The following is a 24,694-nucleotide window of genomic DNA, read 5'->3' on the forward strand; positions in this document are numbered from 1 at the left end:
TCCAATAACTCCATGCATTTAATCCATTGTTGGTTGGGCAAAGTATTTTAATTGATAATTTTAATGATTTTAAGATCCCCTCATCCGCCTATAGGCACCTTCTCCCGAAGGGCGAAGGCCATTCTACCGAGATCTCGATAACATTTGAAATTGAACATTAAGCATTGTGTCAATTAAAACTTAAGGCTAATTGGCAGCATTGCATTTGGGATGACGTTTAGAGTTTAGATAAACTAAATGACTGAATTAAAAATTCCTTTTTAACGAAGAGATCGGGCGTTATTCATGAGTCCTGTCTATACTTTGCAATAATCATCTTGAAAATGACTTCATATGATAAAGCAATTACAACACGCATTAAGTCATACACTCCTGGGAAAAGAGGAAGTAGTAAGACTAGGGATTACCTGTTTGTTAGCCAATGGCCATTTGCTCCTTGAGGACATCCCGGGTATGGGTAAAACCACCTTTAGTCATGCCTTGGCACAACTAACAGGTATGCAATACAAACGAATACAGTTTACCAGCGATCTGCTTCCCAGTGATCTTCTGGGAGTTTCAATATTTGACAGCCAGCTCAAGTCCTTTTATTTTCACAAAGGCCCCGTGTTCTCTCAACTAATTCTGGCTGATGAAATAAACCGGGCGACACCCAAAACTCAGAGTGCCTTATTGGAAGCCATGGAAGAAAGGCAGGTTACAACGGATGAAGGCACCGAACCCTTGCCCGATCCATTTTTTGTAATCGCAACCCAAAATCCCTCTTATCATACAGGAACGTACCCACTGCCCGAGTCCCAACTCGATCGGTTTCTTATGCGTCTGGTTATTGGCTACCCACCACCCGAAGCAGAAAGAATCCTGTTAAAGTCACCTGGTCAGCATAACCAGTTTACTGAACTCAAGCCCATCATCACGCCAAATCAATTACTGGAATTGCAACATCAAAGCCAGACAGTCCAGGTCTCGGAATTGGTGCTTGATTACGTACAGTCACTACTTGCGGCCAGCCGTAATCAAGGTTGGTTTAATCATGGCCTTAGCCCAAGAGCTGGTATGGGTTTAATTCGAGCGGCACAAGCCTATGCACGAACTGATGAACGTGATTTCATTCGTCCAGATGATATTCAAGCCGTAATGCCAGCAGTGGTGAATCATCGTCTCATCATTAAAAAATCACAAACTCAATTGTCAGCAACGGAACTTTTAATGAATGAGGTTGAGGTCCCAGTGTGATAAATCAAGCGAAAATCAGAGGTAAGGAATATTGGAATCAATGGATTAACCATCGGACTCCGTTAACCAATCCACAAGTCCTTGGATCAAACAATGTATACATACTGCCTTCAAGCCTTGGCTGGATCTATGGCCTTATTGTGCTCACCCTCTTTTCTGGAGCAATTAATTATCAAATAAGTACCCTGTTTTTAATGACCTTCCTGATGGCGGTTATAGGACTGACCAGCGCCTGGGAGGCACATTCCAATCTAAAAGATTTATCAATCAAATTTATTTCGGTTGAGGATACACAGCAAGGAAAACCAGCTCAGATTATCCTGCTCATTCTACCCAACAGCAAAAACCGATTTGGAGTGGAATTTCAAATTGCGAATCAGCCCGTCACTCGAATCGAGAAAATTCCTCCCGAAGGAATACAGTTTATCGTACCTGTCGAAACTACAGAACGTGGATGCTTTACCCTGCCCCGAATCACAATTTCCAGTCTGTATCCCTTTGGAATCTTTAAGGTTTGGGGTTATGCACGATTCGATATACTGTACTATGTTTATCCGACCCCTGTGTCACCTGATTTTTGGCCGCTCCCGGTCTCCAATCAACAGAACAAAAGAAAAAATATTCAGGGAGATGAAGAATTTTATGATTTAAAACAAGTTGAGAATCCCTGGATACAACCGAACCTTATCGCATGGAAAATTGCTGCAAAAGGACAGGGTTGGTATGTTAAAACCAGGGACAGTACAGAGGGAGACTATTGGCAGTTTAAATTAAATGATCTGCCAACAGAAGAGATAGAAACCAAACTGCAGAACTTGTGCTATTGGTTATTTACTGCCGAACACAATGGTCTGATCTATAGCCTGGAATTAACCAATAACACAACTCCGTTTGATCGGGGTGAACAACATTTACGCTATTGTTTACGTCAACTGGCATTATTCAAATGAATAGCGCGGCCTCTCAACAAACCCTTATGGACACCATAAGATATACCTTATTTATCATGTTGGTTTGTTATCTTCCTCATTTGTTTACCGCCCCAGGGTGGTTGTTTATCCTGGTTTTAACCGCGATGGGATACCGATTGATTGCTGATTATTATTGCTTTCCAGTACTTAATAAGTGGATCCGTTTTTCTCTTGTCGCTGTATGCTTGTTTTTGTTAAAACTACATTATGGCAGCATTGTATCCAGTGGTTTTTTTGTAGGATTCTTACTCACTTTTATTGGATTGAAAATTATTGAAATTCATAACTTTCGAGATTTGAAAGTACTTGCTCTTTGTAATTTTTATTTAATCTTTTCAGCCCTTATCGTCATACAAGAACTTTGGATTATTCTCTATTTAATTATAGGCATCCTAGCCAACCTCTCTTTGATGTTAAAATTAACAGCGCCACAAGCCTCATTGCGGCTTATAGGTGGCAAAAGCATCAAACTATTACTCATAGGGATACCATTAAGCATCATCCTGTTTTATATATTTCCTCGTTTGACCAATCCCTTATGGCAAGTTCCGTCTCAAGGTCAAATACATACGGGTTTCAGTGAAAAAATGAATCCAGGGTCCATTGCCGATCTGTTTCATGATGACAGTATTGCCATGAGAATTACGTTTAACAACAAACCCATACTGAATGGATATTGGCGAGGATTAATTTTAAGTCTATATAATGGGATAAGCTGGAATCACGGCTGGTACAATGCAGCTGCCTTTCCGCCCTTACAGGAACTTAGTCCGAATGAACCCGCTGATTATGAAGTACTGCTGGAGCCACACCAAAAAAAATGGTTGTTTTATCTGGGCTATCCTGAGTTTTCTCGTCCCAATCTCTTATTTTCTCTCAATTATGGGTTAATCAGTCCGGATCATGACCTGATAAATCAACGTTTTTCCTATGCTCTGAAAGTCCAATCGAATCCCTACCACGAATTAAGTAAAAGAGAACTGTTTCAAACAACTCAATTACCAGGAAATAGCAATCCACGCATTAACGTTTGGGCAAAAGAACAGTTTGCGAAATTGAATAACAATCCACAAGCATTTATTGCATTTTTAAAGAACTACATCAAGGAAAATCCATTTTGGTATACCTTGACTCCCCCCGTACTCAACTCAAATAAAAAGCAAATGGATCAATTCTGGTTCGATACACAAAAAGGGTTTTGTGAACATTATGCCAGCGCTCTAACCGTTATATTGCGTTCGGTCGGTATTCCGGCGCGAATTGTAGTAGGCTATCAAGGCGGCGAATGGAATCCACTGGCACAATACCTGACGATAAAGCAAAATGATGCTCATGCCTGGTTAGAGTATTGGCAGGAAGGTATTGGCTGGCAGGAGTTCGATCCAACCTCTTTTATCGCCTCTGAGCGTATCGATCCGGCCATTCAAGAAGCAAGAGCATACCGCTTGAATCAAACAGAACGATACAACATCTCAGGCATGTCCTGGTTACAACGTTCCCGATTATTTTTGGATTCAGTACGATTTTTTACAGAACGGTGGTTATTATTTTATAACCAGGATACCCAGCGAAACTTATTAGAGAAGGTGGGCCTTGAAGAATGGAGGATGGGGCAATTACTGCAAGCATCAATAGCCAGTATGCTGCTGTTTATCATTTTATATGGAGTGTACTACCAATGGTGGCAAAGGAGAAACAGAGATCAATTACTTATTGAGTATCATCTGTTACAAAAAGAATTCAAACGCTTTAATGTATCAACTCATCCTTCCGCAACTTTAAAACAACAGTGTCATTCACTAATCGAAAAAATACCGACCTTATCGCCGACGATTTCTTCTTTTCTATATCGTTATGAGACCTTACGCCTGAGACGCACTGAAGTTCATTCCAAAGAAAATAAAAAACAAACCATTTTATTATTCAAATCGTTCAGACGCATTCTCAGTCAAAAAAAACCGCGCAAAAGATAACGTTTAGCGATGGGGCTGTGGTTGAGAGTTCAAATTTAAATAGGTGTGGCTTTACAGGTTCTGGCCTGCCTACCCGAAGCCGAAAGGGCAACGGCCGTGATGACGAAGAACAGGCAAGGTCAGACGGTACTGCACAGAGCGGAGCTATATACGGAATCCCTGAAACTCCTTCAAACGTGTGTTAGAGAGGAAAAAAGCACCGCAGCATCCTCTTCTCCTTCGTTTTTTAGTCACGATCATTCCTTGAAACCCTCAAGTTCCGAACAGGTGACTCTGGATACCGAAACATCCCCCAAAAGGCCGAGGCATTAATTATTAGAGGTTGTTGGGGCTTGTTATATCTTGCACAGTTGACTTCTCGCATAATCTTCATGCAAGGAAAATGAAGGTAAGATCGTTCTTTTTGCTAGCTCATTCAAGGAAGTGAAAAGCAAAAAGAAAGATCTGCCCCTCTAGCTCCGCCCCTCTAGGCCCTTATTCAATTAACTTTTAAAACAACCCAATTATTGATTCAAACAAAAACATGATGTACAATATAAAAACATAGCTTGATGCTAAGGAATAAAATGCCAGGTTCATATTTACAAAAATTGTTACAGAAGCAAATAGGTTCAGGAACATTTCCATCTAATCGTGAGGATTGGTATGTTAAAAATAATTTCGGTGATTCAACTATGCCTCTGGATGAACGATTTGCTCTTTTTGTACAAGCTCAGCGTCAGCCTGAAGGAACATATTACACAGCCTTTCAAGGTATCGACTTAGAGCGCTATCAAGTCGAAGTAACTCTTGCGAACCAGTCAAGATGTGAGATTGAAGTAGTAGCATTTCAACACAATTCACCAGATGGGAGCTTAAGCGATTCATCTGTTGGTGGTTCAAGTAGTTCAAGCTCATCCGCCTCTCGCTGTGGAGAGGGTAAGCATATCATCTATTTTACGGGCGTATGCTCCTTATATCAGGATAGTTTTAAAGATATTACCAAAGCGGTTCAAACAACAGGAGCAACCTATTATGGTTTTGAGTATCCTGGTATGTCTCGACTGGGAGGTCAAGTTTTAGAAGTAAATGATTTAATAAACACCGGTCTGGCCGTCACGAATGATTTACTTCGTAAAGGAGTCTCTATAGACGACATTATTTTTCAGGGAGATTCGTTTGGCGCAGCGGTTGCTAAAAAGATAAGCGATCAATTTAAGAAACAAAGCGGTGTGGAAATACGCTGTATTTTAAATAATACCTTTTCGACATTTCAAGAAGCAGTACAAGGCCTTATGACGCAAAATTCCTGGACCGCCTCATTGAGACCTGTTATTCGACCCTTGCTACGCTATTCAGGTTGGGATATTCGTACCCAAGACAGCTACAATCAGGTTACACCCTATCAAATTCATGTGAATCATATAGGCGATGGACTACTTGATCCCGGCAATGCTACATTGGCCGCATTCGTAGAACGTCACCGCCAACTACCGAGTTTTGTTGATATGTGCCCAGAGGAATTTCGCAGTCAAAAAGACTCATACAGCGATATGCATTGGGCAGAAATAAGCCCGGAAGGAGAAGCGTATCTTGCAGCCAAATATGGCCGAGACGACAAAGGTCAGGTTAATACCCATTTAGCGGATTTGTATCTTATGCAATACCCCAATGGTGAAAGTGTATATGATGCTCTTATTTCCCGCTATATACAAGACAGCAATGCATACATCAGAAATAATCCGCAAGAACTGTCTCTGGATAATTTGCCCCAACCCTTGGAGTCAGAGCAAGTATCGCTGAAAAGCCTGATATCTAACAGCTTACCAGAGCTTCCTCGAGTTGCTCGTCTTTTAAGCTTTTTTACTCCCGCTACCACTGTCGATTCCAATCCTGCAATGGATGAAAAGAATAATGACGAGCCAGATGACGCCTACGACCTTTATATCTAAAAAGCCAGGAGATACTAGCCTTGATTCAATTGATTGATGTGTTTATCAATTCTTTGATTCTCGGCTACTCAGGGTCTATTGAAACTCTGAATCATTCAACGCTATATTCCGATAAGGCAACACATGCTTACTGTATGTGCAGAACACTCTTTTCTATCAAACCGACTAAACCAGAGATGATATCCAAAACGTTCGACCCAATCCTACACTATTCTATTCCATAGGATGTGTATTTAATTTGTATTCCGCTCTTTTTTGCACCTTTTATAATATGGATTAATCAAATAAAACACATTGTTTAGATGACTTACCCCCTATAAAGTATATAAGGGGCTGACCTAATTACGAAATACCCAGCTGCGGTACAGAAGAACTGGCAATCTGTAAAGTGCAATTGGAATAACCGACAGGCAATCCCTTACCGAAGAATACCTGGCCATTGGTTTGCCAATAATTAGGGTGTTCCGTAGGAAAATAGCTTGGACATGTCCGCGCAACATCCGTTATATAATCTCTGGCTACTTCAATGCAGTGATCGATACAATCTAAAAAGAATTTAGGAATGAAACTGGATTCATTGGCAGTTTCGTGAACTGCCTCCTGGACAACAAAGCTCTTGGAGTCGTTTAGCAAGAGTGTGCCATTGCCATCAGCCACAGAAATATCCAAGCGCTCACCAGGCTGACAAATTCTTGGTTCGAGGGCTTGCAGTTGACCAGACATATCCAAACTTACGCCATAGCGTTCAAAAGATTGATCACCCACTTTATCGGTGACCACAACACGTATAGAGAATAGCTCTCGAGCTGCTGCCCATCTCATCAATAATTCAGGATCCGCTTGCGCTGCAACAAAATCAGCGCTTGACGTTTCAATCACTTCACTAAAAAATAATTGGGCAACATCATGCATTAAATTATCCTGGGCAATACGGTAGCTAATCACATTGAATTTATTTCGTACCAGAATATTTGAATGACCTGCCAAGTCTCTTATTAATTTTTGAAGTCTGAGATCGGAATCTCTCTTTGAACCATTATCCGCGCCATCAGTAAACAAGAGTACGTTGTCCTGTTTGACTGTTGAGATAATTCTCTCCACAAAATCAGCAGTGACCTCGTATAATGGCGTGTGCGATTCAATCACAAGGGCATCTACATCACTATCCAACCGTTCTATAAGCCCAGCTCTATAAATACCTATTTGCTTCACTCCTTGAGAAAAGGTCGTTACGGTTAATTCTGCTTCCGGTTGGAACTCAAAAAGTTGCCTTGCGAGGGATTTGACACTTTTTTTCAACTCCGGCAGTGCCGAGTCCATGGAGCCACTTACATCAAGGACAAAATGATAATTTGGTGGAGTTAGTGCGTGTGGAACAAAAAAATAAGGAGTCACTTCAACACGTCCATCATCCAACTTTTTGGTTGCATAATAAATTTGCCGAGCTTTCAAGAGATTACTGTTTAAAAAGAGTAAGGGAGATTCTTTGGCGTCATCGCGTATGATTTTTATTAGATCAGCAGGCGCATTCTGGAGGTATTTTTTTAGATCAAAAACCAATTTACCCTCGGCACTAATAAATAGATTGGGGTAATTTAAAAGATTTAACATCTTCGCATAAGCCGGATCCGGTAAAGCTAACTCCAACAGACCTGATTCATGAGAAAAATCAAAATGAGCACCTTGCGATTTGATAATATTCAGGATTGCCTTACATGATTGCCTATGAGTTTTAAGCATTTCCGGGGTAAGGCAAGTTGCCTGAGCTAATTCAGCATCAATAATCTCCATCAAACTTATAGATTTAACTTTATTGTCACTGTCACCTTTTATTATTGCGCCTAATTTATTGATAAACTCTTCAGGTCGCTCAACTTCATCCAGGTCAAAAAGAAAAAAATCGTCTACACTGGATAGCCCAATCTGAGCAAGATCAAGACCCATGGTAGCCAGAAACTCCCTGAAAGATCTTTCGCGAAGCAAATAATTACTCAACTTTGGCATAATAACCCCACTAATGGTAAAAAAAGTGCAGGCAATATAAATGAAAAAGGATTATTCAGCAAGTCATCATTTTAAACAAAAGCCATCTCCTGGTTAACAGTTTATGCCTGAATAGCTCTGTACATGACAAAAAAACTGTCATGTACAGAGGATAAATTTAAAAGAATAAAATGCCACTCCCCAACCTCTTTAGTGAACCATTTTACTTGCAGTTTCAATATAAGCAGTATGGCCAGCAATTTTTTTAGCCAGGACCGCTTTTTGTGCTCGATCACTGACCTTATTACTTGCTTCATCAGAACTTTGATTTTGGAAAAACACAAAACTTAAAGCTCTTTTGACCATATTGGTTTGTTGTTTTTTTAAGGGAGTTAAAGAATTGGTATTAGCAATCATATTCTTTTCGTCGCTATTGAGTTTATTACCCTGACATTTTTTTTGATAATAACCAGTAAAATCCATGTGTTCAGGAATTACTTTGCCCTTTTTTCTTAAAATCGATCTCAGTTCTGACTTGAGAGACAGAATTTCTGCTGCGATGTGATCTTTCGTTCTGGAGAGTTCAGTTTGTTTTTCTTCTACTGTAATGTCACCCGCTCGTCTTAACGCATTAAGACTCGATTCGTCTACTGAATTAGTTCCCTTATAATTTTGTAGATGATTGTGCGCTCTTTGAATGATAAAAGAAGAAAATAATACAAACACGGGTTCGGTTACTTGAGTTTTGAACCAGGCTAGCAAAGAGGATTGAGCGCAGGTACCATTGGTTTGCAGTGTTAAAGATTGTTCATCATCGTGTAATTTTCCATCACGATATAATTCTAAAAGCGGCGCATTCATTTGTTCGCCCTTCTTGTCTTCACCAATAACTACCGGAGCTAATAATCGCTCAATAAAATTATCTTTAAGCAATGACTCGATGCCAAAAGGGCTGCTTACCTTAATCGGGCGGGTACGATTATCACCCAATAGTGCCGTTTTAAAAATTGTCTTGTAGCTTTCTGTATCATTAACACCATACCCGGTATTGATAAACTTAAACACAACCTCATTCTGGTTAATTCGCTTGCATTCAACAACCGTAGCATGTCGTCCATCTTTACTACCAAAACCATGAGGAATAATCATGGAGTCACCTACTTTTAGGTGGTATATAGAATGTTTAATCTGATAGGCCAGATCAAACAATAATTCCTCACGACGATCTTTATTTTCATCCATTTGATCGATAACAAGCATAAAATCAATTTTACTGGCCAATACAAATCCATCATCAAGTTTCTGCTTTAATGAAAGCAATTGCTCCTTGGTTATTGGATCAAGATGATTATGTTTGCTTTTTATAAATTTCTTTAAATCATTTGAAAAATGCTGGTAAGCACTTGATTTGCTTTTGCCTTGCAAGGCTTCATGAGCATTCAATTCCTGATCGCCCATAAGATGATGGGAAAGGTATTTTAATTGTTCATTAGACGTGTAGGATTTGTAGTTTTTACGTACAAACAATTCATTGGAAGTAAATCCAAAAAATCGCAAGATACGAAAAAAGAAATTGGGGTATAAAACGTCATCTTGTTGTTTCTGAGCCTGTTTAAATGAACGATGAACAGTATTAATCACATTCTGTACGGATCGTTCATGAGGTGGAAGAAAACCGAAAAAGCCAATCAATCGCCCCCACCAGGATTTTTCTTTGAAAATTTCGTTCTGATAATTTTTGAGTGATTGATACAATTGGTTTAAAAATTCAGATCGCGCAAGAGAGCTTCGTTCAGGACTGGACATATACTGCGAGTGTAACTCTGCAGCTTTTTTTGCACTGTATTCAATATCATGAGGTGTTTTATGCTGAGCATAATCCATTAATTGTTCAATCAACGCATTCAGATTGACTCTAGATTCAATATCATAACTCATTATAACCTCACCTATTTCTCTTAAACGTGTAAATCACCAGTACTTTTAAAAAAACACTTCAACTTAAAAATAATGTCTGGAATTGTTTATCTATAGTGTTCATCATCCTGAATGATTAATTACGTCCATTACGTGGTGATTAAATTTAACACAAAGACATTAACAATTTATTAAGTCCATGAACAAAGAGGCAGGTTATAAGATGAGGAATTACTTGCAAATTAATTTGCCTAACTCCATTTCAGCGTGTATATATTGGTCACTCTTAATTACAGATGTCATTTATTAAATGGTTAATTTCCACGAAATCACGTTAAAAACATTTCTAAAAGAATACTGGCAAAAAAAACCTCTGGTGATTAGAAATGCATTACCCGATTTTATCAATTCGTTATCACCAGATGAATTAGCAGGGCTTGCACTTGAAGAAGACATGGAAAGTCGCATAGTCATTGAAACAACTGATACACTGAATCAATGGCATTTAAAAAGAGGTCCCTTTCAAGAGTCTGTATTTTCAACACTCCCTGAAAGTAATTGGACTCTTTTGGTTCAAGGTGTTGATAGAGTGATTCCAGAGGTGTATGCCTTACTGGATCAATTTGATTTTATCCCGCAATGGCGCCTTGATGACGTCATGATCAGCTATGCCACACTTAATGGCAGTGTTGGACCACATTATGATAATTATGATGTGTTTTTATATCAGGCTAAGGGGCGCCGTAAATGGTCCCTGACTTCTAAAAACTGTACTCCGGAAAATTACATCCCCAATATGGAATTACGGATTATGAACGAGTTTGATACGGAAGAGGAATTCGTCCTTGAAGAAGGTGACATGCTTTATCTGCCCCCTCACATAGGCCATTATGGAATTTCTTTATCAGACCAATGCATGACCTACTCTTTTGGTTATCGAAGCTATCAAGGCCAGGAAGTCTGGGATAGCCTCGGAGATTTCTTGTCAGAGAAAGATTTATTTAAAACGCTGTATCGTGACCCGGACTGGTCTGCTCAACAGGGAACCTCAGAAATTAAAAAACCCGCATGGCAACAAGCAAAACAGTTATTACAGCATTTAATAGATGATGAACATATTATTAAATCCTGGTTTGGTTGTTTTGCCACCCGTCTTGATCAACAGGCAGAACAGCAATTAGCCCTGCCATTGGAAGAAGAGGAATGGGTCGATTTGCCTGTATTTATTGCCGAACTAAATGAAACCGATTTGGTACGTGACGCATCATGTCGTTTTGCTTACCTCATCGAAGAGGATACTACAGAGCATCATTTTTATATTAATGGTTGTGAATGGGAGACCCAGGGGGTATCTAAAGATCTCCTTCTCCTGATTGCCAATAACCGATTCATATCACATGATGATCTTAATCCTTTTTTGAATGAGGAACCCAACCAATTGTTTCTCTATGATTTATGGAAACTGCAATGGTTACAATTTCTAAATGAAGAGTATTAATAAGCAACCACGAAATAATAAATCAGGTTTATCTGGGGGGTTATTTTCTTTATCTATAGACAAAACCTGATTTTCTGGCTAGTTTTATTAGTACTACAAAAATTACAGGGATGAACATGATAAGACAAGTTTCAAAAAGTTTGGGATGTATATTTATCAGTCTATTTTCTATTCATGCATTTGCAGCGGATACAATTAAGATTACAGTAAAAACCATGGAAAAAAATGCTGTAGCAATAGGTTTTACTGTGGATAATAAAGAATTCGGTACTTTAGGCAAATCCTATTCAGGAAGAGGACCTAAAGATAAAGAATATTATTTTGGTTATAAAAAAGACTCTCTTTTTGGTGATAACATCAGTTGTGGTTCTTTAACCCTAACGCAGGACAGCACTATAGTATTAATGGTTCAAGACAATAAATGCTATAACATCCCTGGTTGATTGGATTCATAGTCACAGGACTTGAATCATTTAATGACGTGTAGTCACAATGTAATTTCCAGAGTCGTCCTATAGCCTGAGCTATAGGTCACTCTATCTGCAGCATCCCACATCACGCAGGATTATTGATTGGAGATTGGCTAATTTCGTAGCCCGTATTAGCGAAGCGTAATACGGGGAAACAATGGAATATGTTGCCCCTTCGATCCTGTATTACGCTTTGCTAATACAGGCTACTAAGGCTTAACTTAATGGCAGTACCCCTAATGGCACTACCCAATATTTAAGAATAATTACAATTAGAACAGTTAAAACTCAAGTGGTCAGTCCATCTATTTCATTTCCCACAAAAGACTAATACATTGACGATTGGAAAAATTAACAATCATGTCGTATATTTAAGATACATAACCAAGCAAGGATAGGCGATGAAAAAAATAATACTGGCCTTAGTAATCGTTTCAGTTTCTGTATTATGTGCAAGCTGTGCTAGTGGTTGTTGTGGCACAAATTATAACGGATGTTGTGGTTCAGACAGTTATTATGGAAACTGGTACTAATGGACTTTAGGGTACATCCTGTCAGAACACTATGAAAAAAAACATTTTTCTTGGAATTTCTGATGAAGGATTCCATAATGTAGCTTATACCGAATGGGGAAGTTCTGATTTGGAACTTCCTGCCGTATTGTGTGTCCATGGGTACACTCGTAATTCTCATGATTTTGACGCACTGGCCTATTACCTAAGCATGAATGGTCGTCATGTGTTCTGCCCTGACGTCGTGGGTCGTGGCGACAGCTCCTGGTTTAAACATTCGCATCATTATAATTTTACTCAATATCTTTCCGATATGAACGCGCTTATTGCCAGAACTAAAGCGCAACAAATTGATTGGATAGGGACGTCTATGGGTGGGCTGATAGGGATGATGATGGCCGCGCTACCCAACTCCCCTGTTCAACGTCTAATTTTGAATGATATAGGTCCTCAAATTCCTATCTTTGGATTACGAAGACTAGCTAAATATGCAGGAAAGGAACCTGAATTTAAAAGCATCGATGAAGCAAAACAATTCTATAAATTAAATTTCTCTGGATTTGGAGCCCTGACTGACAAACAATGGGATGAGTTTACTGCACGCAGTATCGAGGAAGTCGCTCCTGGTCGCTTCATAGCCAAGGTAGATCCGGGTATAAAAAATCCAAAGTCTTCTGTTCAAGTCATGTCCGAGTTTTTTCATCATCCCTATAAGGCTATGGAAGGAATATTGTATGACATCGATCTTTGGTCAGTTTGGCAAAAGGTACACTGTCCAGTTTTGGTCATCCACGGGACTCAATCTGATTTACTGACACCAGAAATCATTAAAAGAATGCAACGAAGTCATAATAAAACAGATGTCTTTGAGATAAAAGACGCCGGACATGCCCCTGCTCTTTTAAATACAACAGAACACGAAACAATAATGAATTGGTTAACTTCAACTCGTTAGCGATTCAATAGCAGGGTAAGTTGCTAATTCATCACTTTATTCCCAACGACCCGGGATTTGTTTGCGAGTCCCAAGGATTAGGTTTCATTAACGAACAAAATATATTCATCAAGAGCGAACAGGATCCCGCGAACAACTCCAAAACGAACCTCATTTTTATATACTACCCTCTGCGGCCTCCCGTCACCCTCCGCATCCCAAATCTGTCAACCCTCCGCATCCCAAATCTGTCAACCCTCCGCATCCCAAATCTGTCAACCATCCGCGTCCCAAATCTGTCAACCATCCGCGTCCCAAATCTGTCAACCATCCGCGTCACCCTCCGCGAAGGCGGAGGGTCCATTCTTTATGATTTTCTTTGTGATTCACATCACTGCATTATTAGTGTCTACCCAGACCCGTTTAATGAGATTTAATACCATATCAGATGATAATGTTCCCTTTTTATTAGTCGCAATGAACTGATATGAATATTATTTTATGGTTTTTCAGTATCAGACTTACCATACATGGACCCTCCGCCTTCGCGGAGGGTGACGCGAGGCTGGGGAGGGTGACGGCAGGTCGCGGAGGGTGACGGCAGGTGACGGGAGGCTGCGGAGGGTGACCGCAGGCCGCAGAGGGTGGCAGACAGATTTGGGACACTAATAATGCAGTGATGTGAATCACAAAGAAAATCATAAAGAATGGACCCTCCGCCTTCGCGGAGGGTGACGCGAGGCTGGGGAGGGTGACGGCAGGTCGCGGAGGGTGACGGCAGGTGACGGGAGGCTGCGGAGGGTGACCGCAGGCCGCAGAGGGTGGCATTTAATAAATGAGGATTTTTCAGAAACAAGTCGTGGGACGTCGAAACTGTTTACGAGTTAATATTTTTGAATTATTAATAGTTAAATTTAATTTATGCATAGTTAAATCATTCGGCGCTCTAGCTAAATACACCCATCACTGATGAAGACTATCCAATTACTTAAGCGCGTCTAATTTTAAATACCCAACGTCTTAATTCCCCAAGGTTGATTCGATGACTGAATAAGGTAATTAAAGCTCCTGTCAACACAAAAACAATCCCCAGAGCATGCCAGGGTTTTAGTTCTTCGCCTAATAAAAGTACGCCAAATATCACCACAAATACAGGCTCAAGAACAGATAAAATCGAAGCCTTCTCTGAACTGATGTATTTTAAGCTGTGCAACATCAATAAAATAGGAATAACTGTTGCAACCACTCCAATTCCAAATAAATTAATCCACACTGTTGCGGATGCAGGAAATGTAAAGGTATTACCCCACAAAGCCACAAAAAAACTGGTCATCATACATCCTAAACAGACCATCAGAGTCGAGACTGTAGGTGAAATTTTATTTCGTTTACTGGTGATTATATAGCACGCATAAAAAAAAGCAGAAATGAGTCCAAGACTGATACCCAACAAATCAAAAGCTGCCTCATTCATGTCAATCAACAGCAACATACCCATCAAGATAATAAACGTAGCCAGGTAATAAATGCGGGGGATGGACTGACCGTAAAAGAAAAAATTCAGCAACATGATCATCACCGGATAAGTGAAGAATATAACCATTGCCAAACCAGAGCCAATATATTGAGAGGAACAAAAATACAGTAGTGTTGATACACCATAATACAAAGCGCCACCAAGAAAGGCGATAAACATGGATCGATACGAATCTTTTATGGTTCTAATTTGCGGAATTAAAATAATTAATATCAAAATACTGGATATTAAAAAACGCCAGAACAACATCGTGCCGGCTGATATGTTTCCGTTCATGGCACTAAGTCCAAAATAACCAATAAATCCATATAAAAATCCGGATAATATGGCGTATAAGGAACCCTTTTGTTCTTGCGACTTCATGATAAAGACCTAAAAAATATGGATGATCAACTATATAAAAAGTAACTTATCAACAGACTCGGGAATCGTCATTTCGAACGTATTGAGAGATTTCCTGAAGCTGTTTTGGTGCCTGCTTTGGGAGATCCTTCACTGCGTTCAGGATGACGAAAATTCAATCGTCATCCCGAATGCAATCAGGGATCTCCTGAGCGTGGCTCTGTGCCTGCATCTAGAGATCCTGCACTAAGTTCAGTATGACGAAACTCCCAAAGTTATTAATAAACTACTATAAAAACCAACAATGTACTATTTTTAAACTACAAAGTAAATTATTAAGTCAAATTAAAATCTTGAATTTACTTTAGATAACACTCATTACCTCATTGACAACAAAATATACACAATGTATCATACGGCAACCTTGGACTGAGGCTTTACCCATGTTCCGTTTTTTGGTCATTATTGCTAGTTTTGTAGTCATATCCTCCAATGTTTATGCCGCCGATAATCCCTGTAATGATCATCAATGCATTGCTGTAATCGATGCAGGAAGTACGGGTTCTCGACTGCATGTCTACTCATATGATGTTGACGAAACACGCTCTCCAGTTAATATTAATGAAATCTGGAACAAAAAAATCAAACCTGGTTTTGCAACTATAGAACCCAATTCCAATACCATCGATGCGTATCTGACCACCCTGTTATCCGGTGCACCCAATCAACAAATCCCTGTTTATTTTTATGCTACAGCAGGCATGAGGTTACTCCCTGTTTCAAAACAAAAAAAATATTATGATGAACTGCAACACTGGTTTTCTCAACAATCTCAATGGCAGCTTGTTGAAGCCAAAACCATTACGGGAACTGACGAAGCATTATATGATTGGCTCTCAGTCAATTATCATCTGGGTACCTTGCAAAAATCACCAAATGAATCTGTCGGCGTAATGGATATGGGCGGCGCTTCGGTACAAATTGTGTTCCCAGTGCAAAAAAATTCAGAATTAAACACCCGGTCCCAGGTAGAACTGGAGCTTTACGGCCATCATTATAATCTCTATGTCCAGAGTTTTTTAGGTTTGGGGCAGACTGAAGTAGCCCATCAATTTCTTAATTCAGCGTCCTGTTTCTCAAACAACTACCCTCTCCCAGATGGGGAATCAGGGCAAGGTAATGCCTCTGCATGCGAACAGGAAGTATCTCGGCTCATGACTGAAGTGCATAAAGTAAACAATGTAGTTCAGCCGCTACTTGCCGCCAACCCGGTCGATTCATGGTACTCGATTGGTGGTATCTCAAATCTGGCGGACAGTAGTTTGTTTCATTTTGAAAACAGCACGTTAACCAATCAGAATCTGCTTCAACAAGCAGACAGTCAGGTTTGTCATCAGCAATGGGATTCAATCAACTCTCAATTTCCAGATGATGAGTACGTTTATCAATATTGCCTTTTTTCTGCTTATTATTATGCCTTGATGGTTGATGGATATGGCATAATCCCCGATCAATCAATAAATTACATCCCACCCGATCAAAACCTGGATTGGACTATGGGCGTGGTTTTACATCATTAAGCCTCTTCTATAGGCTATTGATTTTGATTTGGCACGCGGCACTTATAATTCAAGAATCGAAGTGAACCTGCATCAATGAATATAGAACTGAACGATACTCAATGCGGGTTCAATCCCAATAGATCCTACAGAAAACAGGCTGTATTACAGCTCGGTGAGCACAAAATCTTCTGGCTTTAATTCCAAAGGACGCTTATAAAAAGAGCACAGTGCATCGCGAAAAATTCGAGTGCGCTGAGGTAGTCCATTCGAGCAATAGTGCATCACCTGAGAATGAACTGCTTTCTTGAACGAATCCGTATCCGATTCAGCACCATTTAGATTATCAACACTGACTCGAAATTTATGTCCTGCCGCCATTGAAAGTATCCACTCAATCGCCTGTGGCTTCACTTCAACCTTCTGAAACAATGCCTGTTGCTCTGCATTGCGCCCATCGGGCATATACCAATATCCAAAATCAATTAATTTACGACGTTCTTCGCCTGCAATTAACCAATGAGAACATTCATGCAATGCGCTGCTGTAAAAACCATGAGCAAAATATAATGCGTTATAGGTACGCAGAGTATCTGCAGGCAGGTAAATAGGCTCATCATCACCTTTTACCAATCGAGTGTTGTATGTATTTGCGAAACACTCATCAAAAATATCAATCAAATCTTGGTAACAGTGCACAGTTTTACTCTAAAAAGCATTAAAATGGAATGGTGTTATTTTATTAAAATAATAACCCAATAGCGAATTAATTGGGAATTGGAGCGAAGATTCTATTCCAGAAAACCCCATAAGATATGTTCAATCTAATTGTGCTTTCCAATAGAATAGTGCTTATAATCCTGTTCCAAAGCCTTTTTCAGCTCTTTTTCATTTTCAAAACCTAACTGTTCAATGAATGTTAAAGCATGCTTGATATGCACCGCTTTGGCCTTGGTGGTTTTGAGAGTCACTACCCGTTCTTCATTTTCTGGATTCTGGCTTTCAATTAAACAGTCCCTTTTTGACACGTTCGTACCTTTAAGAACTTTGAGCTCATCTGCAGGTATAAAATCTTTTTGTTTTACCAGAGTACGCATGGCTTTGTAATATGCATTCAGTTCTTTATAAGTTAAATTAACTTCTATTGAATGATCTTTATTATATAAATCCATTTCAGGGTTTCTGGGTAATGTAGGGTCATGAATTTGAGCGTAGTTCATGTCGTTATCAGCATCGCTTGCAACGACTTTTTCATTCGGGATAACTGCTTTCATAACAGTAGGAATAAATAATAAGGTACTCAGAATACCCAGAGCAGCAACGGCACCAAAAAAAATCATGGGAGATAGTATACCCGCGACGGTCAAACCAACCAATACTCCTACTCCAACAAGCACTGACAACAAAATCAGGGATGCTGACTTGATGGTTTCTACTGTGTAATACCACGCAGGACGAACTACATGTGTATAGGGGCTTATCATTAAATAATAAATGACACTTCGTCCTATTGAATACAACAAGAAATTACGAGTCGTCCTTTTTGCATTTTGATGTTCCGGATCCACATAAGTAAATACCGTATCAGCAAATCCAGCATAATTCATGAAATGATCGCAAAAAGCATTAGGTCCTTTTTTGTCTTCCGGTGGAGCTACATGGAGGATTTCCCAATCGGACTTCCATAATCCAAATAAAGAGACCGGATCATCTCCTTGTTGTTGGATAACAACTTGAGGCTTGGAACTCAATTCATCCCATCGGTCATACTTACTCTTCGGTTCAAGATTATGTAACCCTGCAGGATTTAAAGCATCAACACGAGACAGAAACTCTCCCAAATCTACGGCAAGAAGCAAACCGAGCGAACCACCAAGACTTGCTCCACACACATGTACTTTATCTTTCTGTCTGGATAACCAATCATGAATCCGCTGACGTCCACTCAGATACAACGAACTTCCAACGGTTTCAAAAGCTTCAAAATCAGTAACAATCTGTGGCAGAAATCCTTGACCTGTTGGATAATTCGTTCCCATAAAAATTAAATGCGATTCTGCGTTCCGATTTAATATAGGTTCCAACCCATAAGCAAAAACACGATCAGGCTCTCTGATCGTATATTTATTTTCTTCAGTCAACTCAATTGGATTAACAGAATATTCAACAAATTCCCATTCCCCGTTTACGAACTGAGGAATTTTGATGGATTCAAAGGGAGTGAGATCAGCATATGGCAAATGACATAAACAGTTACTTAAATACAATTGAACCTGTTCACTCTGATTTTTATCTAGAGTTCGACCTTTCAGCTGATTGTATATGTTTTCAAATCCCTGCTGGAAACCAGCACGAAACTCTTTCAACAAAGCATGATCGTGCCTAATAAAAACCGCTCTTAAAGTATACCAGGTGATTAGTTCGGTCCAGGATTTAGGCCATCCCATCATCAACAATCTTAAAACATTACGTCCGATAATAGCGGCACGCTGGCTGATGTCTTTATTCGCCATAGATTCAAACTCTGAATTTGGAAAGAAGTTTAAGTCCAAACCACCTTTAAATGAATCATTAATTGGCATTCTAAAACTCCGGATGAATTAGAAAAATCTATCGCTTTTATATTAAAACTGTCTGAACTTCAAAATAAGTATCAAACAAGCTGATCACAAAACCACATTATAACATGCATTCAAATCAGACATATAGATATAATCATGAGCGATTTACTTACAATTTCCTGATTTCATATATTTTGGGCATTTAATACAAAGAAAACCATCTCTAGTTTCTGGCAAAAGCAACAAAATAACTGTCTAATCCTTCCAGTTTGTGTAATGCCTGAGATAGTTCAGGTATAGTGCAACAAGTTTTTTTAGTTGATGCAACACCAACAAAACGCCATTCTATTGCATCTTTAACTGAAGAAATCGCTATCGTATCCTGAGCCATAGAGTAATCACACTCTTTTAATATGTGTCTTATAGTGTCTTTATCGGGTATGACACCTGATTTAAATGTTAATGACACTGCAATAGAATGACGTGAGGGCAACGATTTTTCTAATCGAAACCCCCACATCATAATTGATAATGCCAAAAAAGTTAACAATATCGCAGAAAAGTAAAAACCTATTCCTACCAAGATTCCTATGGCAGATGCAGTCCATATGGATGCAGCCGTAGTCAGTCCACTGATGGAAAACCCTTCCTTCATGATAACGCCCGCGCCCAGAAAGCCAATTCCGGTCACAATACCTTGTACGACACGAGTAACATCGGGAACAAGCATGTTTGATGCAGGTATGTTGCCAAACCAATGATTGGGATAACCTACGATGACAACCAAAGCAGTAGATGCCATACACACTAAACCGTAGGTACGCATACCCGCAGCTCGACCGTGATACGAGCGTTCATAACCTACGATTAATCCCAGGATCAATGAGCCCAGCAGATTCATAAACACAATGATATTAATTTCAATTGCTGGTAACGACCAATAACTAAAAAGAGTATCAAAATTAATCGATGCCATACCTGCTCCTGGATTAACCTAAAACCCTTCCTGTTTTAACGATTTAATAACTGCAGGTCTGCTTTGGATGTACTCCATATATTTGGTTAAATGTGGAAATCCGGAAAAATCCAGTTTAAAGCTATTTGCCCACATTAATATTACGAAAAGATAGGCATCAGGCAACGTATAATGATCACCCATGAGGTACGTATTGTGGGACAAATGCTTTTCAACATGACCGAGTTTATACATGGCCATAGGTATTAATACTTTAGATTTAAATTCTTCTGTAACCATAGGAACAAAAAACATACCCAAAGTTTTATGAAGTTCAGTAGACACATAATTCAACCATTCAAGAGTATGATATCGTTTAAAATCGCCAACAGGGGCTAATAATTCCTGTCCCGGAGTGATATCGGTCAGGTATTGCAAAATAACCTGGTTTTCCGTGATAACGTCACCATTATCAAGACCCAACACTGGCACAGCACCTTTGGAATTAATTGTCAGAAAGTTCTCTCCGCTTGCTGTTTTTTTTGTTCGTAGATCGACCTCTTCGTCCTGAAATTCAAGTCCCATTTCATTCATGATGATACGTACTACCAGAGAACAGGCACCTTTATAATAATATAGTTTCATAGTCACTCCTTTGATAATTATAGGGCACACAGAGTACACATCGTGTAGCCAGTTAGAAATCTGTTCCATCTTTAAATGTAGCATATACCATGCAGTAAAACAGGAATGAAGGCAAGTACTATTCCAAAAGCAATCTACGTTTTAAGTTCGATTGATTAATCCTAATCCTCACAAAGGTGGGATCGATTAAACAAGCAGAATGTCGTGCTCTTTTGATACATGGATTCCCGCCTTCGCGGGAATGACGTATTATTTTTACTCATATGGAACTGCCATCAACCAGCGTACGTAGCCTGTATTAGACGAAGTCGTAATACAGGATCAAGCTCTTTAGCAACTCCCTACTTTGTAATGAGAATACCGATATTAAAGATTGTACATCGATTAAGTGAACCCGGAATTATAGATCATAGATGGGGAGCGTACCTTTGGCATAACCACCCTGTATTACGACTTCGTCTATTACAGGCTACACACGCTAATCCTCACAAAGGTGGGATCGATTAAACAAGCAGAATGTGGTGCTCATTTGATGCATGGATTCCCGCCTTCGCGGGAATAAGGTATTTTTTTTGCCTCAATGGGGTTGTTACCAACCAGTTAATTAATGATTCCTTAGCGCTTTCGTGAAGATAACGTATAAAAAGTGAATATCTCTCAGGTATGTTACGTCTATCTTACTTTTTTTTGCGCGATAAGGCTGTGTTCAATCTCATGAATCATGTTCATGGTAGCTGAAGTTCGTGTAAAAAATGCATCCCAAAAATAAGTTTTTCTCAACGTATTCAGCATGGTTTTATCCCGTTCTTTCCAGGATTGAATACTGTGGAGTAATTGATCGAGATTGAACTCTTTTTGGGGCCCAACGAGTTGGTTATATTCATTTTTAAGACTATTGAATTTATTTACGGTCTGAACAGAATCAGGTTCGAGCAAAACCAAACGCTCCATCCGTGCGTAGAGCTTCTCTATAATGCATTTTTGTACTGTACTCAGTTCGGGAAATGCATCGGGTGATAAAGGCAATACATAGAAAGGAATATCCGTGTCGGGTTTTCCGTAAACAAGTTTTGTTCTATAAGGTAAGTCAGTAAAAAAATTAGAAGATACCATTGAGGAAACCGGAACTTTTTGTACCTCTTCAACTAATTTAATAGCAGTGTGTCGACAGGTGTTATCAATAGAAAACTCTTCAATATTCTTTTTTATAGTACCCAGGTCGTATTGGGGTTTCATTATTGGCAGGGATGTTTTAATGAATTCGATCTGATTACCTACTTGCTTTTTCGGTTTATAACAGGAATATCGATTGTTACTATTTTGTAGGGTTTCCAATAAACCAATAAATTCCCGATAATGCTCATATGTTGTGTCATAAGCTTGATAACTGATAGGTATATTACCTGGTTTATTTCTGGAGGTACGTTCATTCTTCAATTTTGATTTAATTTTTGAAAAAAAGACATTGGCCAGGCGTCCCGCGATTACCGCACATTTGCTCTCATCAGGATGCTCGGGCTCATCAATATCTTTACCTACCCGGCACAGTAGATGACTTACCTTATTTTCGTCATAAACGCCAAACATTATAAAGGAATGTCTACCTTCCTTACCTAAAGCCAGAAAGAATTGTTCCGTTTCTTTATTTACAATGATTGTCATAGATCTTCAACACATAAATCAATTAAACAGCACAACGCAACTGAGGATGGTGTTGGATAATTGTATTATACAAATTCATATTAGCTTCCATAATATGATTCCCCTTTTTAGAATCAGAACTACCCTCATCTCCTTTACTATTCAAAGCAACAACAGTAGTGACATTATTGCAAGGTTGCCATAAATACATGACTCTGAATCCTAAAGTACTGCCCTGATAAGTCCAAAATTTTAATCCGGAGTTTGTATCATAATAATATCCAACGCCCAAGCCGAACCCCAGGGGATCATCTGCTGTCACAGTTGCAATGGGCAATCCTGTTTTTATGGACACTACCGAAGTCAACTCATTCAATGCTTTTTCTCTGTAGACTGGATTAATCAAGGTGCCATGAAAAAGAATCTGAACCCATCGCATCACGTCTTCAGTATTGGCAACAATCGCTCCTGCGGCTCCAGCCCAGGATAAATCATTTACAAACGTATCAACAACCTTATTATTTTCTTCATCAAAGTAATAACCATGCATCTTACGATCGGCTATAGACTCTCGTACCGCGACTCCATCTGGTCCTGCGGGATAAAAGGTGTTATTCAAAAAATTACTTTGATTAATAATCCGTTCTTTAAGTTGATGAGCAAAAGTATCTTGTGTTACTTGTTCAATAATTAATCCAGCAAGAATATAATTAGTATTGGAATATTCATAGGTGTTCGTATTGGTCCGCTCTATAGGTTTCTCAGGATGTGCGTAACGAAGCAGCTCTTCATCTGTCCAGACATGACTTAAATCATGCTCCATTTGGGACCAGAACGCAGGATCATTGGAATAGTTAGGGATACCACTGGTCATATTCAATAACTGCCGGACAGTTACTTCGCTCCAGTTAGGATACTGAGGCAACCACTTCCCTATTGGGTCATCCAGGGATAAAGCATCTTCAGACTGTAACTGCAATAAAATCAACGAAGTGAATGATTTGGTAATGCTGCCAATATCAAATAGGTGATCAAAAGTAATCACTTCTGAAAATGGAGGGTAGCCAACACGACCAGCCACCGCGGTTTTAATCTCATCCCTAGGGAGTTCTCCATTCTGAGGAATAAGTACAGAGGCAGAAACAGCAGTAAATTGTTCTTTTTTACTGTATTTTTTAAAATAATCATCAACAACAGACTGAACTATATCTTTTCGTACCGGTTCAATACCACCTGAACCTGCCCATGATTCTGAAACTATGAACTGTGCTGCCAAAATGACACTCATTAGAGTTGTTGATAACTTCATAAAATTACACCCGATAATCCAGTGAAAACGACGTAAATCGGGGCTATTTTATATGAAATACAGCAAAAAGGGTAAATTTAATCAATATAACTGCGAAAAATTAAATTATTGTTCAGTTTCCCCTCTCCCCCGAGGCGAACTGCCGTTAAGTTAAGGGGTTATTGTTGATTGGCTATTTTCGTAGCCTGTATTAGCGAAGCGTAATACAGGGAAATAATGGAGTTTGGAGCCACTTAGATCCTGTATTACGCTTCGCTAATACAGGCTACTCAGGCTTAAGTTAATGGCAGTGCCCCCGAGGCGGCTGGGAGGGAGCAAGGGAAAAAGAAGTTAAAAAACGGTCGATTAGTGACTCAATTCACTAGACCCTGTTCATTACACTGTACAGCGCAGTTCGGGATGAACGCGCAATATGGCGTTATACAAATTCAGACTGGCTGTTCCAATATGATCGCCCATCTTAGAATTGGGATCTCCTTCCGCACCTTTACTGTTCAATGCAATAACGGTAGTTACATCATTACATGCACTCCATAGATACATTACTCTGAATCCCAAGGTACTTCCCTCATAGAACCAAAAGCGTTGTTTGAGGTCATTATCGTAACGATAAGCTACACCCAATCCAAATCCCATGGGATCTTCAGCCGTGACCGTATCAATATGTCTTCCTGTCTTGGTAGAAACTACAGATTCCAGTTCAGTCAGTATTTTTTCCCG

At 39.5% G+C, this 24,694-nt stretch carries 18 protein-coding genes and 1 pseudogene; 9 read left to right on the top strand and 10 right to left on the bottom strand.

Translation table 11 applies throughout. The features are described from left to right. Positions 1 to 333: 333 nt before the first annotated feature. The 5 genes from IZU94_RS05290 to sdbB all read left to right on the top strand — a co-directional run bounded on the left by IZU94_RS05290 (position 334) and on the right by sdbB (position 6,111). Positions 334 to 1,236, top strand: a complete 903-nt coding sequence (locus IZU94_RS05290; protein ID WP_203108696.1) for an AAA family ATPase — start codon at positions 334 to 336, stop codon at positions 1,234 to 1,236. Beyond that, positions 1,233 to 2,186, top strand: a complete 954-nt coding sequence (locus tag IZU94_RS05295) for a hypothetical protein (protein WP_238400527.1) — start codon at positions 1,233 to 1,235, stop codon at positions 2,184 to 2,186. The genes IZU94_RS05290 and IZU94_RS05295 overlap by 4 nt, the downstream gene beginning before the upstream one ends. Then, positions 2,183 to 4,180, top strand: coding sequence for a transglutaminase TgpA family protein (locus tag IZU94_RS05300; RefSeq protein ID WP_203108698.1), 1,998 nt, complete (start codon positions 2,183 to 2,185; stop codon positions 4,178 to 4,180). Before IZU94_RS05295 ends, IZU94_RS05300 begins: the two co-directional genes overlap by 4 nt. 45 nt (positions 4,181 to 4,225) lie before the next feature. Then, positions 4,226 to 4,492, top strand: a complete 267-nt coding sequence (locus IZU94_RS05305; protein WP_203108700.1) for a hypothetical protein — start codon at positions 4,226 to 4,228, stop codon at positions 4,490 to 4,492. 254 nt (positions 4,493 to 4,746) lie between these two features. Next, a complete protein-coding gene (sdbB, locus tag IZU94_RS05310; RefSeq protein WP_203108702.1) occupies positions 4,747 to 6,111 on the top strand; it encodes a Dot/Icm T4SS effector alpha/beta hydrolase in 1,365 nt (454 codons plus the stop codon). 342 nt (positions 6,112 to 6,453) lie between these two features. Here the strand turns inward: sdbB and IZU94_RS05315 are convergent, their stop codons facing one another. After that, positions 6,454 to 8,115: a vWA domain-containing protein gene (locus IZU94_RS05315; protein ID WP_203108704.1), complete on the bottom strand. Its 1,662-nt coding sequence runs from the start codon at positions 8,113 to 8,115 to the stop codon at positions 6,454 to 6,456. A 189-nt stretch (positions 8,116 to 8,304) separates the two neighbouring features. Then, on the bottom strand, positions 8,305 to 10,032 hold the full coding sequence (locus IZU94_RS05320; protein ID WP_203108706.1) for a hypothetical protein: 1,728 nt from the start codon (positions 10,030 to 10,032) through the stop codon (positions 8,305 to 8,307). Between the two features lie 289 nt (positions 10,033 to 10,321). Between IZU94_RS05320 and IZU94_RS05325 the strand changes: the two genes are divergently transcribed. The 3 genes from IZU94_RS05325 to IZU94_RS05335 all read left to right on the top strand — a co-directional run bounded on the left by IZU94_RS05325 (position 10,322) and on the right by IZU94_RS05335 (position 13,446). Continuing rightward, a complete protein-coding gene (locus tag IZU94_RS05325) occupies positions 10,322 to 11,509 on the top strand; it encodes a JmjC domain-containing protein (RefSeq protein ID WP_203108708.1) in 1,188 nt (395 codons plus the stop codon). Positions 11,510 to 11,625: 116 nt separating this feature from the next. Beyond that, positions 11,626 to 11,952, top strand: coding sequence for a hypothetical protein (locus tag IZU94_RS05330; RefSeq protein WP_203108710.1), 327 nt, complete (start codon positions 11,626 to 11,628; stop codon positions 11,950 to 11,952). Between the two features lie 591 nt (positions 11,953 to 12,543). Then, the gene (locus IZU94_RS05335; protein ID WP_203108712.1) at positions 12,544 to 13,446 is read left to right on the top strand and encodes an alpha/beta fold hydrolase; all 903 of its coding nucleotides are present in this window, start codon (positions 12,544 to 12,546) and stop codon (positions 13,444 to 13,446) included. 967 nt (positions 13,447 to 14,413) lie between these two features. Here the strand turns inward: IZU94_RS05335 and IZU94_RS05340 are convergent. Continuing rightward, a complete protein-coding gene (locus IZU94_RS05340) occupies positions 14,414 to 15,325 on the bottom strand; it encodes a DMT family transporter (RefSeq protein WP_203108714.1) in 912 nt (303 codons plus the stop codon). A gap of 422 nt (positions 15,326 to 15,747) precedes the next feature. Between IZU94_RS05340 and IZU94_RS05345 the strand changes: the two genes are divergently transcribed. Beyond that, positions 15,748 to 16,884 carry an acetate and sugar kinases/Hsc70/actin family protein gene (locus IZU94_RS05345; RefSeq protein WP_203108716.1) on the top strand — a complete coding sequence of 379 codons (1,137 nt, stop codon included), beginning with the start codon at positions 15,748 to 15,750 and terminating at the stop codon, positions 16,882 to 16,884. Positions 16,885 to 17,028: 144 nt separating this feature from the next. Here IZU94_RS05345 and IZU94_RS05350 read toward each other — a convergent pair whose 3' ends face one another. The 7 genes and pseudogenes from IZU94_RS05350 to IZU94_RS05380 all read right to left on the bottom strand — a co-directional run. Next, positions 17,029 to 17,562, bottom strand: a complete 534-nt coding sequence (locus IZU94_RS05350; protein ID WP_203108718.1) for an elongation factor P hydroxylase — start codon at positions 17,560 to 17,562, stop codon at positions 17,029 to 17,031. Positions 17,563 to 17,687: 125 nt separating this feature from the next. Next, on the bottom strand, positions 17,688 to 19,445 hold the full coding sequence (locus IZU94_RS05355) for a hypothetical protein (RefSeq protein WP_203108720.1): 1,758 nt from the start codon (positions 19,443 to 19,445) through the stop codon (positions 17,688 to 17,690). A gap of 202 nt (positions 19,446 to 19,647) precedes the next feature. Next, the gene (locus IZU94_RS05360) at positions 19,648 to 20,400 is read right to left on the bottom strand and encodes an MgtC/SapB family protein (protein WP_203108722.1); all 753 of its coding nucleotides are present in this window, start codon (positions 20,398 to 20,400) and stop codon (positions 19,648 to 19,650) included. Between the two features lie 18 nt (positions 20,401 to 20,418). After that, complete coding sequence (gene gstA, locus IZU94_RS05365; protein WP_203108724.1) at positions 20,419 to 21,024, bottom strand: glutathione transferase GstA; 606 nt, start codon at positions 21,022 to 21,024, stop codon at positions 20,419 to 20,421. 672 nt (positions 21,025 to 21,696) lie between these two features. After that, complete coding sequence (locus IZU94_RS05370; RefSeq protein WP_203108726.1) at positions 21,697 to 22,686, bottom strand: hypothetical protein; 990 nt, start codon at positions 22,684 to 22,686, stop codon at positions 21,697 to 21,699. Positions 22,687 to 22,708: 22 nt separating this feature from the next. Further along, the gene (locus IZU94_RS05375; RefSeq protein WP_203108728.1) at positions 22,709 to 23,974 is read right to left on the bottom strand and encodes a serine hydrolase domain-containing protein; all 1,266 of its coding nucleotides are present in this window, start codon (positions 23,972 to 23,974) and stop codon (positions 22,709 to 22,711) included. A gap of 375 nt (positions 23,975 to 24,349) precedes the next feature. Next, positions 24,350 to 24,694, bottom strand: a pseudogene (locus IZU94_RS05380) (serine hydrolase domain-containing protein); the annotation flags it as partial.

It is taken from the genome of Legionella bononiensis (assembly GCF_016786215.1).
In the GTDB taxonomy this organism is placed as follows: domain Bacteria; phylum Pseudomonadota; class Gammaproteobacteria; order Legionellales; family Legionellaceae; genus Legionella; species Legionella bononiensis.